The organism is Frankia sp. AiPa1 (genome assembly GCF_023243075.1).
Lineage (GTDB): Bacteria > Actinomycetota > Actinomycetes > Frankiales > Frankiaceae > Frankia.
The window spans coordinates 14565-28874 of the sequence record NZ_JALKFZ020000190.1 but is presented as its reverse complement, the minus strand read 5'-3'; the positions used below and the strand labels follow the sequence as shown (position 1 = coordinate 28874).

Annotated in this window: 15 protein-coding genes and 2 pseudogenes; 7 read left to right on the top strand and 10 right to left on the bottom strand. The window is 67.7% G+C overall.

What is annotated here, in order from left to right; genetic code table 11:
• Positions 1-188 precede the first annotated feature (188 nt).
• From MXD95_RS26650 to MXD95_RS29445, 5 genes and pseudogenes are all read left to right on the top strand, one after another.
• Entirely contained in the window at positions 189-911 is a 723-nt protein-coding gene (locus MXD95_RS26650; protein ID WP_308301591.1) for an ATP-binding protein, read from the top strand.
• 92 nt (positions 912-1003) lie between these two features.
• Positions 1004-1264 (top strand): annotated as a pseudogene (locus MXD95_RS26645) (class I SAM-dependent methyltransferase); the annotation flags it as partial.
• Positions 1265-1269: 5 nt separating this feature from the next.
• Complete coding sequence (locus MXD95_RS26640) at positions 1270-1536, top strand: hypothetical protein (RefSeq protein WP_250643488.1); 267 nt, start codon at positions 1270-1272, stop codon at positions 1534-1536.
• 59 nt (positions 1537-1595) lie between these two features.
• Positions 1596-1871 (top strand): Scr1 family TA system antitoxin-like transcriptional regulator, encoded by a 276-nt coding sequence (locus MXD95_RS26635; protein WP_250643487.1) that lies wholly within the window; start codon positions 1596-1598, stop codon positions 1869-1871.
• Positions 1850-2389: an RNA polymerase sigma factor gene (locus MXD95_RS29445; protein ID WP_374122153.1), complete on the top strand. Its 540-nt coding sequence runs from the start codon at positions 1850-1852 to the stop codon at positions 2387-2389. Before MXD95_RS26635 ends, MXD95_RS29445 begins: the two co-directional genes overlap by 22 nt.
• Before the next feature lie 299 nt (positions 2390-2688).
• On the opposite strand, the gene MXD95_RS26630 is transcribed toward MXD95_RS29445, so the two are convergent.
• Positions 2689-3354: a TetR/AcrR family transcriptional regulator gene (locus MXD95_RS26630; protein ID WP_250643486.1), complete on the bottom strand. Its 666-nt coding sequence runs from the start codon at positions 3352-3354 to the stop codon at positions 2689-2691.
• Between the two features lie 224 nt (positions 3355-3578).
• On the bottom strand, positions 3579-3713 hold the full coding sequence (locus MXD95_RS28740) for a hypothetical protein (protein ID WP_285223783.1): 135 nt from the start codon (positions 3711-3713) through the stop codon (positions 3579-3581).
• Positions 3714-3729: 16 nt separating this feature from the next.
• Here MXD95_RS28740 and MXD95_RS26625 point away from each other — a divergent pair, with 16 nt between their 5' ends.
• A complete protein-coding gene (locus MXD95_RS26625) occupies positions 3730-4167 on the top strand; it encodes an alpha/beta fold hydrolase (RefSeq protein WP_308301592.1) in 438 nt (145 codons plus the stop codon).
• Here MXD95_RS26625 and MXD95_RS26620 read toward each other — a convergent pair.
• The 7 genes from MXD95_RS26620 to MXD95_RS26590 form a co-directional block, all read right to left on the bottom strand.
• Positions 4146-4691 (bottom strand): hypothetical protein, encoded by a 546-nt coding sequence (locus tag MXD95_RS26620; protein WP_250643485.1) that lies wholly within the window; start codon positions 4689-4691, stop codon positions 4146-4148. The two genes, MXD95_RS26625 and MXD95_RS26620, sit on opposite strands and share 22 nt — an antisense overlap.
• A gap of 17 nt (positions 4692-4708) precedes the next feature.
• Positions 4709-5410, bottom strand: a complete 702-nt coding sequence (locus MXD95_RS26615; RefSeq protein WP_250643484.1) for a hypothetical protein — start codon at positions 5408-5410, stop codon at positions 4709-4711.
• A gap of 124 nt (positions 5411-5534) precedes the next feature.
• Positions 5535-6371 carry a CbbQ/NirQ/NorQ/GpvN family protein gene (locus tag MXD95_RS26610; RefSeq protein WP_250643497.1) on the bottom strand — a complete coding sequence of 279 codons (837 nt, stop codon included), beginning with the start codon at positions 6369-6371 and terminating at the stop codon, positions 5535-5537.
• Between the two features lie 5 nt (positions 6372-6376).
• The gene (locus tag MXD95_RS26605; protein ID WP_250643483.1) at positions 6377-7915 is read right to left on the bottom strand and encodes a nitric oxide reductase activation protein NorD; all 1539 of its coding nucleotides are present in this window, start codon (positions 7913-7915) and stop codon (positions 6377-6379) included.
• A 266-nt stretch (positions 7916-8181) separates the two neighbouring features.
• Positions 8182-9507, bottom strand: coding sequence for an ABC transporter substrate-binding protein (locus MXD95_RS26600; RefSeq protein ID WP_250643482.1), 1326 nt, complete (start codon positions 9505-9507; stop codon positions 8182-8184).
• A gap of 474 nt (positions 9508-9981) precedes the next feature.
• The gene (locus tag MXD95_RS26595; RefSeq protein WP_250643481.1) at positions 9982-11100 is read right to left on the bottom strand and encodes an NAD-dependent epimerase/dehydratase family protein; all 1119 of its coding nucleotides are present in this window, start codon (positions 11098-11100) and stop codon (positions 9982-9984) included.
• Between the two features lie 55 nt (positions 11101-11155).
• Positions 11156-12847: an MFS transporter gene (locus MXD95_RS26590; protein WP_250643480.1), complete on the bottom strand. Its 1692-nt coding sequence runs from the start codon at positions 12845-12847 to the stop codon at positions 11156-11158.
• A gap of 386 nt (positions 12848-13233) precedes the next feature.
• Here MXD95_RS26590 and MXD95_RS26585 point away from each other — a divergent pair, with 386 nt between their 5' ends.
• The gene (locus tag MXD95_RS26585; protein WP_250643479.1) at positions 13234-13575 is read left to right on the top strand and encodes a putative type II toxin-antitoxin system PemK/MazF family toxin; all 342 of its coding nucleotides are present in this window, start codon (positions 13234-13236) and stop codon (positions 13573-13575) included.
• A gap of 435 nt (positions 13576-14010) precedes the next feature.
• On the opposite strand, the pseudogene MXD95_RS29770 reads toward MXD95_RS26585, so the two are convergent.
• Positions 14011-14276: pseudogene (locus MXD95_RS29770) on the bottom strand (SDR family NAD(P)-dependent oxidoreductase); the annotation flags it as partial.
• Between the last annotated feature and the right edge of the window lie 34 nt (positions 14277-14310).

Below are 14310 nucleotides of genomic sequence, written 5' to 3'. Positions count from 1 at the left end.
GTGCGGCGATTCTCAACTCTCAGACATCTGAAGAGACCACGTCAAGATCAGAGATTTCGAGCCTCGAGAATATGGTCACCGCAGACTTGACTTAGGGGTTTTCGTCACGACTTGCGGAGCATCCGGCTGAAGCTACTCAGCCGCTGACCCGGGGAGGAAATGGGGCGCTGTTCCTAGCGGGACAGCTCGTGAAGGCGCACCCCCGCAAGCCGCGGGGCCAGCAGACCGACCTGGGCGACTACCCGCCCGAGAAGATCGCCTTCCACATGCGGACCCCGGCCTGGTGCCGGACGCAGGCCGAGAAGGTCGGGCCGGCCCGCGTGGAACTCGTCGGCGGGCTGCTGGCCGAGAACGCCCTCTACCGGCTGCGCGCGGCCCAGGGCGTGGTCGGCCTGGCCGACCGGCACGACCCCGCACGCCTGGAGACCGTCCGCGGCAAGGCGACCGCGGTCGGCGACCTCTACGGCCCCGTCGGCGTCGGGAAGACCCACATCGCCCAGGCCCTCGGCCACCAAGCCGTCCCAGCCGGCGCCGACGTCCGCTTCACCACCCTCAGGGCACTCGCCGACCTCGCCGGCGGCCACGCCGACGGCACCTGGACCCGCCGCCTCGCCGAACTCGCCCGACCGGCACTCCTCGTCGATGACTTCGCCATGCGAGAACTCACCGCCACCCAAACCGACGACCTCTACGAACTCGTCCGCGAACGCTCCGGCAAGTCCGTGCTCCTCACCTCGAACCGCTCACCCGTCGACTGGTACCCGCTGTTCCCCAACCCCGCCGTCGCCGAGTCCCTACTCGACCGGCTCGTCAACGCCGCCCACCAAGTCGTCATGAACGGGCAAAGCTACCGGCCCCACAAGCGCCCAAGAAACCCCGTCGTCCCCCCGGCCAGCAAGACCACCAGCTAACATCAACATCACGGGCCACCTGGGGAATTACTTGAGCGCAGCCCCTGGGGAATTACCTGATCGTTCACCTCGGTATTGCCGCGTCTCGGAGCGTGGAGTCGTCGACGCCCGACCCGCTTATCGACGACCCGTTCGGTGCCGCGTTTCTGGGCGCGGTGGACTCGCCGATCCCGTTCCTGCTGCGCTGGCCCACCGAGGGCGAACCGGTGAGTGACCGGCACAAACTGTCCCTACATACCTCCCGCTTCATCGGCGTGCGTTCGCGGTTCTACGACGACGTCATCCTGGACGCGGTCCGCGGCGGTGCTGGCCAGGTCGTCCTGGTCGCCGCAGGCCTGGACACACGGGCGTTCCGGCTGTGCTGGCCGTCCGACGTCACCCTCTACGAACTGGACCAGCCGCAGGTACTCGCCGCCGGTCCGGCATTGAGGCGCGGTCGCTGTTCACCGAGCCCCGTCCGGACCCAGTCCAATGGCTACGCCCGAACGGCTGGACCGTCCGCGAGGACGACGACACTGCGGTCGCCCACCGTTACGGCCACGACCTGGCTGACCCGTTCACCGGACAGGCCACCCGGCCCTGGCTCGACACACGTTTCCTCTCCGCCGAGCTCAGCCGCACCTGACTCCCGATCTGCAGGCTTCCACGGACGGCGCTGTCAGGCTGCTGTACCGGCTGTGGGCCGTGCTCGAAGAACCCGTCCTGCTACGCCCCGCCGGCGAACCAAGCGTCATGCGCGACCAACTCCAGCATCTCCTCGCCGTCGCCACCCGCCCCGGCGTCACCGTCCAGGTCGTCCCCCTCGCCGCGGGCGTGCACCCCGCACTCGGCCCCGGCTTCAGCCTTCTCGACTTCCAAGCCGATCAGCCGTCACTCGTCTACGCCGAGGACGCCGGAAGCGCGTCTGCTAGGGAACCGGATGCCGATGAGCGGACATTATGGGGCATGAGGCAGAGATGACAGACGAGTCGGACGAGGCCCTCCTCGCGCGGGCGGCACAGGGAGATGGAGCTGCGTTCGGGCAGCTATTCCGTATACATGCTCATGCTGTCTACTCATATTGTTTTCACCATCTCGGGACTTGGAGCACCGCTGAAGACGCGACATCAATAGTGTTTCTGGAAGCTTGGCGATGTCGAGAAAGAGCGGTGGCGATATCAGGATCGCTGCGTCCATGGCTATTCGGTGTAGCGACGAACGTAATGAGAAATCAGCGGCGGGCGGCTCGACGGTATGACGCCACACTGTATAGGTTGCCGCCGCCGAACTTCGAGCCCGATCATGCGGATCGCGTCGCAGAACAGCTCGATGACGAACGCCAGATGCGTGAGATTATAGCTGATCTCATGAAGCTTGGTCGGGGCACCCGGGAAGCATTTATGTTGGTGGCGATGGAGGGGCTCAGCTACGTGGAAACCGCAGCCACTCTCGGCGTAAGGGTGGGTACGGTGCGGTCGCGGGTTGCTCGCGCGCGATGAAAATCATTCCATTGTGAGCGTTGTCCCATTCTGATTGGCGGGTGGTGGCTGCTCGCTTGCCGGGCGACCACCATCCGATTTCAATTACTAGGAGCCAGTGACTCCCGGTTCCGGACGCTGACGTTCCAGCCCGGCCTTAATATCCTGGTCGCCGACATCACCCCAGTCCAGCATGATCGAGCTTCTGCACTTTCTGCTCGGTGAACGCGCGGACAGGTCCACTCCCTCTGCTGGCGCAAACAGCCGGCCGTGCCGTCGAAGCTGATCTGACCAGGTCGCCGGGCCGCGGGTGGCGCGACCTACCTTTTCTCGAGGCTGCGGACGGTGCTGGCAACGAACTTGTCCAGCATCTCGGCCCGCTCACCCGTCGACCGGTGGTTGATGATGAGGATTCCGTACAGACCGACCAGGAAGAACACTGCGCTGGTGACCGGGTCGACGTCGTCGAAGAGCCGGCCCCGGTCCCGCGCGCGGCCGAGTTCGGCCACCAGCGCACGGATGGTTCGGTATTTGTCCCAGCGGTCGTCGACCGGGCGCGTGGGCGAGAAATGCTGGGCGAGCACCTCCCGGAACAGCAGACTGCCCAGCCGGTTTTCCATCGCCACCACGGCCCGCACGACCTCGTTCAGCACCGACGGAAGGTCGTGCGCCTCACCGAAGAACTGCTCGAGTTCGCCGCTGATGCGAACGTCCTCGTGCCCCTCCAGCTCGGAAAGCACATGTTCCTTCGTCGGGAAGTGAAAATAGAAGGTCCCGCGCGCCACACCGGCCGACTCGACAATGGTGCGGATGTCCGCCTCCGCCGCGCCGGTGCGCTTGAACTCGGCGACCGCGGCGTCGAGAACTCGCTGGCGCGTCTCGAGTCGCTGTACATCGCGGCCGGTCATCCGGTGCTTGACTTCGGGCATCCCTTCCAGGGTACCCTCCATCCGGCGATATGTCAATAACTGGCTACTCCTCGACACCGAAAGCTCGACAAGCTCGACACCGGAAAGCCGGCACCCGGCATCGAACGCGATGTGGCGGCGCCGTCCGTCGAGCGCGGCGGGTGCGAGCGCGGCGGGTGCGAGCGCGGCGGAACCGACGACCCACCGCCGTGGGCGCCATGCGGCGGCTCGGGATCGAGAGTCGGCTCCCAGGAACCCTGCGGATCGCTGTGGGCGTGGGCACCGTGCCCGCCGGCCGCTCCTCAGCGCGCCGCTCGGGAGGAGTACCACCGCGCGACATCCTCGCCTCGCTCGTAGGCGGCGAACCACTCGGCCGCGAAGGCGGGGAGGCGCTGGTGCTCGGGGTCGTGCGACAGCCAGTCCGCCGAACAGGTCACCTTCGACCTCCCGAACCTGCGGCTGCGTGCGCTCACCTGGGGGCCGGCCGACGGGCGTCTCGTCCTCTGCCTGCACGGGTTCCCGGACTCGTCCTGGAGTTGGCGCCAGGTCGCCGCCGGCCTCACCGGGCATGGCCACAGGGTGGTCGCACCCTTCAAGCGCGGCTACGCGCCGACCGGCCCGGCGGCCGACGGCAGCTACCACGTCGCGGCGCTGACGCGCGACCTCCTGGACCTGCACCGCCACCTCGGCAGCCCGTCCGACGCCGTCGTCGTGGGACACGACTGGGGCGCGTTCGTCGTCAACGCGCTGCTCGCCGAGTGTCGGTTGGCGGGCAGATGCGGGGGCCAGCGCCGACAACGCTCAGGGCACAGCCGGGCTGTCCATGTCGGATCGCCACGGAACCGCGGCGATCCGATACCGGGGTGTGCCTATTTCCTGTCCGCGATGTAGGCGCAGTATTCCCGGAACTGCTGCTGCTGTGGGCTCAGGTTCCGCAGTTCCTTGTCCGGTCTGCCCTCGAACTGCTGGCAGATCTGGTAGTGCTTCACGAACTCGCGGAACTCGACCTTGTCGTAGAGCGGCTTTGGCTGGATGCCCGTCACGTCCCTGGAGGTGTGCTGGCCCTGCGCCTCGGCCGGGCCGGCGAGCGGCGGGCCGGGGAACGAGTACGGGACGTCGCACTTGCGGGCCTCGTCGGAGTAGGTGACCTTCTGCAGCTCGCTGCACACCTGGGTGAGGGAGAGCTTCGGGAATCCATACCAGACCGCGAGCAGGGGGAAGGTGAGCGCGCCCTCGAGGACGAGGCCGAACAGCAGCACATAGCAGGTCCGCCGGATGACGGTGTGCATCCGCGCATACTGCGGTGACGTGCCGGGTGGGTTCCCGTCCTTGACGGGCGTCGGGGCCGGGAGCTGGGACGGAGTGTGGTCGGACGCCGAGGGCGACTCCTCCACCGGCGTCGCGTCGTCGGTCATTCTGGGCTCCTCAGCCATCAGTCCGTGAAGATTTCGCGGTTCACCGTGTGCAGGTACGGCAGTGAGACGAAGGGGGTGATGTAGAAGATGTCGTAGAGCCACCACCCGATGACGGGAAAGACGACGGCGGTGAAGCGGATGTCGGCGTAGACGGTCATGTTCGCGACATAGCCGACCCACATCAGGACGCCAGTCCAGCAGGTCAGGATCGTCCACTGGTGGCCCCAGCGTTTCATCTGGAGAAGGCCGATGCAGGCGGCGATCCGCATCGGGAAGACGACGAAGATGCCGAGGACCTCCCAGGCCTTCTCTCCGGGTGCGGAGGCGCCGCCGATGGAGAGCTCGTTGTAGTGCCAGAAGTAGCCGCCGTCGAACATGTTTCCCCAGGTCGGCAGGAAGATACGGCTGACCAGGGTGTGGTTGGCGAGCAGGTCGATGGACCAGCCGAAGGTGTTGAGGGCGCCGTCGAGCATGACCATGTACCCGATGAGGGTCACGATGATCGGTCGCACCGAGAGTCCTCTGGCCTGCGCGCGGCGTTGCAGGGCGAGGCCGCGCAGGAACAGCGGCAGGCCGAGTATTCCGAGGATCGCGGTTCCCATCAGGATTGTGCCGGAGATGAGCCATCTGTCGGCCTGGCGCTGAGCCTCCCGGCTCTCCTCGGTGTGGTCGTCGTACGTGGTGGACGTCTGGCCGGCCACGAGGCCTGTGCTCGTCATCGAACCCCCTACCAGTTTCGCTGCGAGTACATGTGCAGCTGGATCAGGAACATCGCCAGCAGATAGCCGTAGACAGCCAGCTGGAAAACCACGAGTGCTCGTTTGCGCTCCCGGTCCTGTTTGTTCATCGGGTCTTTCCCTTCTTCGCGGGCGGGGCGGGTGCCCCGGCGGCGGGCAGGCTCGCCGCGGCGATCTCCCGCAGGGCGCCGATCACGGTGCCGTCCGTGGTGAGCGGACCGAGCACGCAGCTCTCGATCGCGTCGATCTCGGCCACTCCGCCGGCGACGAGGTGCGCGGCGGTGACGAGCGTGCGGGTCGAGGGCGGTTCGAGGTGGAACGCGGCGTCCGCGCCGCGCAGGGACGACGCGCAGCGCACGAGGCGCGCCGCGGTGGCGGAGTCCACACCGGCTTCGGCCACGAGGACGTCGGCTTCGCGGTCGGGGGAAAGGTAGTCCAGGGCGACGGTGACGAACCGCTGCCGGAACGACGGCTTCAGATCCTTCAGCGTGCTGCGGTAGGCAGGGTTGTACGAGCAGACCAGCATGAACGTGTCGGGCGCTGACACAGCCTCGCCCGTGCGGTCGAGGAACAGGGTGCGGCGGTGGTCGGTGAGCGGGTGCAGGATCGCCAGTGAGTCGTGCCGGGCCTCGACGACCTCGTCGAGATAGCAGATCGCGCCCTCACGCACGGCCCTGGTCAGCGGCCCGTCCTGCCAGACGACATCGCCGCCGGAAACGAGGAACCGGCCGACCAGGTCGGCGCTCGTGAGGTCGTCGTGACAGCTGATCGTCACGACCGGCCGACCGACCCGGCTGCCCACGTGCTCCACCAGGCGGGTCTTGCCGCAGCCGGTGGGGCCGGTGAGCATCACGGGCAGCCGCCGATGGAAGGCGCGTTCGAGCAGCTGTATCTCGGAACCGACCGCGAGGTAGCCGTCGGCCGCCGCGACGGTGGGTGCCATGCCGTTCACGCGGCCACCAGCTCGCGGTGGACCTGGGCGAGCACGCGCGGCAGCTCCTCGACCTGTCTGATCCGCTGGGAACGGCGTGGGCCGAACACCTCGGGAAGAGGGTCGACCCGGGCACTTCCCACGCCGATGTAGTAGACGGCGACGCCGCCGTCGGCCGCCTCCTCGACGGCATGCGCCACGTCAGCCCAGGCGTAGCGGCCCTCGTAGCCCTCGTCGCACATCAGACCGTCCCCGATCAGGATCAGCAGCCGCCGTGCGGAGTGCTGGCCGAGCAGGCGGCTGGTGAGATGCCGGATCGGGGCACCGAGCCTGGTGTAGCCGCCGGTCACGAGCCCCGCCCGGCTCGGGGCAACGAAGCGCGGATGATCGAAGTCCTTCAGGCAGCGGATGTCGACGCGATGGCGGGTGTCACCGGTGAAGACGAAGATCCCGTGCCGTTCACGGGCCAGGGTCATCGCCTGCGAGAGGGCGTCCGCGCACGCGAGCTCCACCTCGAAGATCGTCCCGTGATGGGCGCCGAGCGACGCACTGCCGTCGAGCAGCAGGGCGGTGGTGACGTCCCTCAGGCTGGGAACCAGGTCGCGGAACACCCTGGGCTCGGGGGCATGACCTGCCGCCGCGGAGACGACGTGGTCGACATAGCGGTTGACGTCCAGGTCGGCGCCGTCGTCAAGACCGCCGCGGACCGACCGGTGGGTGTGTTCCTGGAACCACCGTCCTACTGAGGGCGATACGGGTGCCGGCCGGGAGGCGATGGCCGCGGCCGGGCGCTCCAGCACCGCGACGTGGTCGGGTAGGAAGCGCTGCGTCCACATGTTCCACTCGGGGTAGGGAACGCCGACCCGTTCGTCGGGCTGGATCTCGATCTCCTCGTCCTCGGGCCGGCTCGGTGGCGGGAGATTGGGGTTCTGGACACCGCCGTCGCCGCCCACCGGGATCGAGTGAATCCGCGCCCGGTCGCTGCGGGACGACGACCAGGGCATCCGCCCGTAGCGTCGACGCAGCGTGGATGCCAGCCCACGGCCCGGGGGCGAGGACTGCGGCAGCCGGCCCAGCAGCGGGTGGGCGGCGAGTGCGGTGCGGGAACGGGCGAGCTGAAGGGCCGCGGCGAGCATGCCCCGTCCGTCCAGGTCAGGATCCCCCGTCTCCAGATCGCCGAGGACCCGCGCGAACTCAGGGAGCAGGCCGGGCCAGACGGCGGCGACCCAGCCCAGCGCGACCCGGCTCTCAACCACCGCCAGAGCCAGCCGCTCGCGCGGGGCCAGGTTGCCCAGGGCGACCGCGGCGACACGATCCTTGGAGGGAGCTGCCTGAAGCGCTATCCCGCACGTCATCGTTCGAAGGCTCCAGCCGGCGGCGAGCGGTGGATGGGGGACATGCACGGCCGTGCGCATCGTGTTCAGGCCGAAGCCGCGATGCTCACCGGTGACCAGCCGCGCGTCGTCACGGCTGCCCTGAGACAGCGTCGTGGCGACCAGGGCGCACCGTCGTTGTAGCTCCGCCGCCGGTACTGAACTTTGTTCCGTTGCTCTCATCACGTGCTTCCGGTGGTTGCGTCGGTGCGGACCTAGAAGGTTCCGATGCGGCTCATGAGGTAGTACCAGAACACGACGACCAAGGCGCAGACGCCCCAGGCGAAAGCAAGGCTCAGAATTTCGGCAAGCATCGGGAGAACCCCTTTGTCAGAAGGCGCCGGAGAGGAGCGGGTGAATACGGTGGCGTGGTGGATGACGCCGGGAAAGGGGTCCGCGCGACCCGTCAGGAGAGGGGTGCAGTGCGGACCGCAACCGGTTTGCCTTGGTCAGGGGAAGCTCGTCGGTGTCGGCTTGGACCAGCCGCGGTCCGCGTTCGACCAGCAGGCGAAAGGTTTGTCCTTCGTCGCGCCGGCGATCCCGAAGGAGCCGCCCGTGCCGATTCGGATCAGTGCGATGCACTCAAGTTTGGAATCGTGGGTCGTCGGGTCGTCGGGGGTCGGTGCCTGGTGCTGGCGGGACCAGTCGATCGGATTGACGACGCCGTCGGCGCTGTAGTTGGTGAAACGGTTCGTCGCGGCCACGACGGACCTGCGGGTGAAGGGCTCCCCGGCAGCCAGGATCCCGCGGTAGGCGAGATCCGCCGCGATCCAGCCGTACATGGCCAGCTCCGTGGGCCGGCCGCCGGTCCTGGAGACCCACCGGTTGAAGTCCTCGAGGCCGGTGCCGGTGCTTCTCGACTCGAACGGCCGGAAGTAGACCCCGGTGATATCGCCCTCGAAGAGATCTCCTGACGCCCGCACGAACTTCTGGTCATAGCTGTTCAGAAGATACAGCACAACATGGTGCATTCCCTGCCGTTCGAGCTCCAGGGCGACCGTCTTCGCCGCGTTGGTGTCCAGACAGGTCATGATGACCTGGACACCGGCTTTCTTCATCGCGGTCACCTCGGGCCCGACACCGTTTGCCAGGCCGAAGGGAAGGCTGTCGTTGAAGTACACCACCTGCTGGCTGGTCGCGCCGGCATACCGGTTGATACTGTCCCGGATGGATCCGGTGCACTGTCTGGCGCTCGGGGTCACGCCATAGCCGAGTGCGGCCACCCGCCGTGCGCCGGCCAGTTGGGCAACATAGGCGTAGCTGCGCAGCGTGCAGGTGATGCACCGGGCACCCGTCGAAGTGTAGATCGACTGCTGGCCCTCCATCTCGGCCGGGTTGTACGGCGTGCCGTAGACGGGTATCCCGGCCCGGCTGAGGGCATGCCAGCCACTGGCGATCTGGGGTGCGCTCAACGTCGCGAAGGTGTCGTTGGCGGCGACGATCTGCAGGGCTCCCTGCTGGTCCTCGCCGAAACGGTCGTCGACGGTTCGGGAGATGACAAGCCTGCGTCCGTGCACTCCACCCGTGCTGTTACGAAACGCGAAGTAGGCCCTGGCGCCCTCCAGGTAGCAGGTCAGAATGCAGGTGCCCATGGGGTTGTTGGAAATCGTGCCGAGGGCGGCGAACCGGATCTCCGTGTCGGTGACGCCCGGCGCGGCGTCGGCGGCCTGCCGAGGCAGCCCGTTGTCAGTCGAGTTCGAACAGGCCGCGCAGGCCAGCACCAGGAGCACGACAGCGGCCAGTAACCGGCGTAAGTGAGCGCCCCGGTCCGTCATCTTCTGTTGCCTCCCCATTCTGTGTGGCGGAGGGCGTGGCCAACACGCCCATGATTCCTCCGAAATATGGCTCAGATCGTCCCGGAAAACGGGACATCGGCTCCGCTCACAGAACGTCCGGAGGCCCTGTTTTCGGCCTCCACGAACTACCGATGCAGAGCCGTACGGCTTCGGGGGCGTGAGCCGCGCATCCTGCGCGCGGCGGTCGGCACAGCCGGATTTGGTACCGAAATATTAGGACATTGATTGGAGTGTGTCAATGATGCTTTGCGGTCGAGAATGCGCTTTGCGGTCGAGAATGGGGGTGCTTGTGCGGCTGATGCGATCGAACTGTGGGATCGGTCCCACAGTCCGGGCCGACCGCGTTGGGCCCTGGCCGTTAACCGGGCGCCCGACTTTCTGTGCTTACTTTTCCCGGCGAACGTCAGCTGGCCGGGTGGGCCAGAAGTGCTCCACCCCCGTCCGATGCGCTTGTCAGGTAGCGACCGCACCGGTCGCCAGCGCCGCGATCCCATACTTCGCGCTGATGAGGGCCCACGGGTCGGCGTAGCCGCCGCGGTGCTCCCATCGGCGTTGCGCGGCCAGGAAACCCCGGAGGGCCACGCGTAGCACCGGCCCGGACGCTCGGGTCGCGATGCTCAGGCGGCCCAGCGAACCGGCCACCCAGGTGCGGGTCTCGTCCCAGGTATGGCGCTGGAAGCCCAGGATCCGCTCGGCCTCGGCTGTGTCGAGCCAGTCCGTCAATCCCCAGCCGCGGTCGTCGTCGGGATCGCCCGGGAGGAACGCCGACGGCCCGAGGGCACCGACACCGAGCGCACGCATCATGTCGTCCTGGATCTCCCACTGTCGGAACCTGTAGGACTCGCCGCCGCCGATCAGCAGGGTTCTTCCCTGGGCGCCGGTGGTCGACTCGGCGGCATTCGCGAAGGCGAGTGCCGCGTCCCGAACATCCACGGTGTGAACACGGTTGTCCCGAGGGGTCGCCCGTAGCAGTACGAAGTAGTCCGGGTCAAGCATGCGAACACCGTCGGGCGATACGATCCCGGCGAGCCGCAGAATGGCGTGGGGAAGTCCACTGCCGGCAACAATGCGTTCGGCCGCCACCTTGTGGGTACCGTAGCAGTCGACCGGTGCAAGTGGCGTGTCGGCCGTGAGGAGGTCGGTGAGGCGGTGTGGGTTTCGCGGGCCGTACACGGCGGTGCTGGAAGCCTGCACGAACATCGGTGGCGTGGCCAGTGCGCTGACCGCGGTGACCAGATTGGCGGTCCCGTCCACATTCACCCGACGCGCCGCCGCCGGATTCCGATAGCACGACGGTGCCACCGACGCGGCGAGATGAACAACCGCGGAGACCGGCCGTTCGGCGAGCAGCGACCGCAGTGCTGCCTCGTCGAGAAGATTGACGAAGGCGGGTACCAGCTCGCCGGGCTCGCCGGGAGCGGGCGTCAGATCCCTGGCCGCCGCAAGAGTGGCGCTCGTACGCAGGTCGACGGCGATCACCCGGTGACCGCGGCTCAGCAGGATCGCGGTCACCTGTCGACCAAGCTGACCCAGCGCACCGGAAACGAGGACTGGTTTTCTCGAACCTGGCATGTTCCCGAAATCCTCCCGTAGGTCGATCCCCGACGAACATGGAAGCCGCCGCGGATCACAGGCCGTGCATACCGCTCTCCTGGTCGGCCAGGTGCGGAAGACCGGGTCGAAGTGTCATGCGCATGAGGAAAGCGGTCACAACGCACACGGCAGCGCCCACCCAGAACACGACCACGTAACTGTGGACGGCTGCTTCGGCGGCGAGCCTCGACGGCGGAACCGAGCTGTGGTGTCCGGACACGTAGGCGGTCACCGCACTGGTCGCGATCGTGTTGAGCAGCGCGGTACCGACCGAACCACCGATCTGGTTGGCGACGTTCAGCGTCGCCGACGCGATGCCGGCGTCCGCCCCCTGCACACCGAGAGTTCCGAGACCGAACACCGATCCGAAGACGAGCCCCAGACCACCGCCGAACAGTGTGATTCCCGGCAGTACTCCGGTCGCATAGTGGGAGTCCGGGGTGATGTGGGCGAGCAGTACCAGCCCGGCCGCGGCGATCAGCATTCCGACGGGGACCAGCGACCGTGGAGCGAACCGGGAGCTGAGTGCGACATTGCCGACGCCTGCCGTGACCAGGATCATGACGGTCATCGGCAGGAAGGCCAGGCCGGTCATCACGGCGGACAGGCCGAGCGTCGACCGCAGATAGTAGGCAAGGAACAGGAAGACCGCGTAGGACCCGGTGGCGGACAGAAAGATCGCGAGGTAGGAGCCGCCGCGGTCGCGGTCGAGGACGATCCGTAGCGGAAGGAGCGGCATGGCGGTGCGCCGCTCCCAGCCGATGAACGCAGCGAGCAGCGCCGCGCCGGCAAGTGGGAAGGCGATGGTCGAGGCATGCGTCCACCGGGCCTCACCTGCATCACCGACGGCCGTGCCGAACCCGTAGACGATCGCGAAGAGGCCCGAGGACACGAGGACGGTGCCGACCAGGTCGATGCGTGCCCGATACTCGCCGGGCCGTCGCGGCAGCAGGGCCAGTACTCCGACCAGGGCGACGGCAGCGAGCGCGTCGTTCAGATAGAGCGTCCAGCGCCAGTCGAGGTATTCGGTCGCGAATCCGCCGGCGAGCAGGCCGAGGGATGCTCCCGCGGCCGCGACGCCACCATAGATCCCGAGCGCCTTCACTCGATCGACCCCGGTGGCGAACGTGGTGGAGACCAGCGCGAGCGCCGCGGGCGCGAGTAGTGCGCCGCATGCTCCCTGCGCGGCACGCGCCGCGACGAGCATCGTGAAATGCCGTGCCGCGCCGCCCAGAGCCGACGCCGCCGCGAAACCCACCAGGCCGATCAGCAGCGCCCGTTCCCGCCCGATCAGGTCGGCCAGGCGCCCGCCCGGCAGCAGCAGAGCACCGAACGCCAGGGAGTAGGCGGTCACCACCCACTGCCGGTCGCCGTTCGAGAAGCCAAGCGTGACCTGCGCGTAGGGCAGCGCGATGTTGACCACCGTCGTGTCGAGAACGATCATCAGCTGCACCAGCGCCAGCACCGCGAGGATCCGCCAGCGGCGTTCCGGCACGGCATTGCCCGCGGAGGGGTCAGGGGCGGCGCGGGGCGTATGGGGGGCGGCGTCCCGCACGGAGAAGGCCGAGGCCGCTGGCGTGAGCCCGCCCTGCGGGGCAGGGGGATGCGACGCCCGCCTCCGCGCGTGGTTCCTGCTGTGGCCGTCCGCGGACCTGGCGGGTGGGGACTCGTCCTGCTTCGGCGGCTCATGGTGTCGCGGTTGCGCGAGCCCGCTCTCGTCCGGCATGCCGGTAGTCTTACCGTCTTTCGCCGGCACTTGTCAATGACATATGTCAGCAAGAGGCCGGCGGGGAGGACCGGCGACGTCGCCGAGCGGGCAGCATTCGGCATCGGACGACCGGACGAGGAGAGCGCCCGAGTCGTCGTGCCACCCTGGACCCCGCCGGTGGGATACCGCCCATAGCGGAACCGCACGCAGCGTTCAGATGACAGTGACTCCGCCGGCTCTCAGCGCGTCACCGGCGCCAAGCCGACGAATCGGAGAATTTGCACTTATCTTCACGGTGGTCAGGGCGCCGTCCAGCAAGCGACGACGCATTGCCGGCAGGATCCCTTGTCCACTCGTCGCCCCACCTCCCACTATCCTGGCCGGGACCAGACAGGAGAGGCTCCATGCAGTGTGGTGAAGTGTGGTGGGCGGACTTCGGTGAGCGGCGGCCCGTTGTGCTGCTGTCCGAGCCCTCGAACTCCAGATTCCAGGCAGTGCAGATCGTCGAGCCGGCCAACGTCGACCTCACCGGGGTCGGGCTTGAAGTGGCGCTGGGCTCGGCCGACGGGCTTCCCTTCGATGGTGTCATACGGGTGCTCTTTCCAAGTCCCGGCATGGTCCCCTGCACATGGCTTACAGCAGTGACGGAGCAGGACTTGATCGAACGCGCCGGAGCACTCTCGGAGTCAAAGGTCGATGATATCTGGGAGGCCCTTCGACTCAGCGAGGCCCTCCCGGAAGTCTGAGCTTCACATAAGTCCTGGCCAGGTGGAGATGACCGCTGTACTGGCATTCCGTGCAGGCTTGGGCATACGGCACCCTGCGCCGCACGCCCACGGGCAGGGTGGTGACGATCGCGTTCATCAGGCTGCGGTGTGCGTCGGACGTCACCAGGCGGACGCCGGGGAGGACGCGGCGGGAGGGGGCGAGGACACGGCCACCCTTGTGCCGGGCGGAGGACACCGGCTGGTGTTGGGTGATGATCAGGGACGGGTCGACCGTCCCCGCCGCCACCATCGACAGCAGCTACACCGCCGGTGGTCGCGCATGCGCAGCCTGCCTGACAGATTGCGGTTCATCGCCGCGCCGATCGTATAGGCGTTCAGGCTCTGCGGACAGACGCCGATCGAACCGGCCGTGGCCACCGCTTCCACCAACCAGCGCGACGCCTGCGACGGGGCCTCACTCACCGTCGCCAGCATCGGCGTGTCGACAATACCGGGCGCGATCGTGAGCACCCGAATGCCGAATTGCGCCAGATCACGGGCCGCCGGAAGCGTCAGGCCCACGACGCCGCCCTTCGACGAGGAGTAGGCCACCTGGCCGATCTGCCCCTCGGGGCCGCCACCGACGCCGTGTTGACGCCCCGACAACCCAGAACGCACGCCGACGGACCGATCTCCGCAAAGTTGACCACAGTGCGCAGCGGCCCCGCCGCCGCAGCCGATCGTCGCGGCCACCTGGGCGGGGGTCGGCTAATG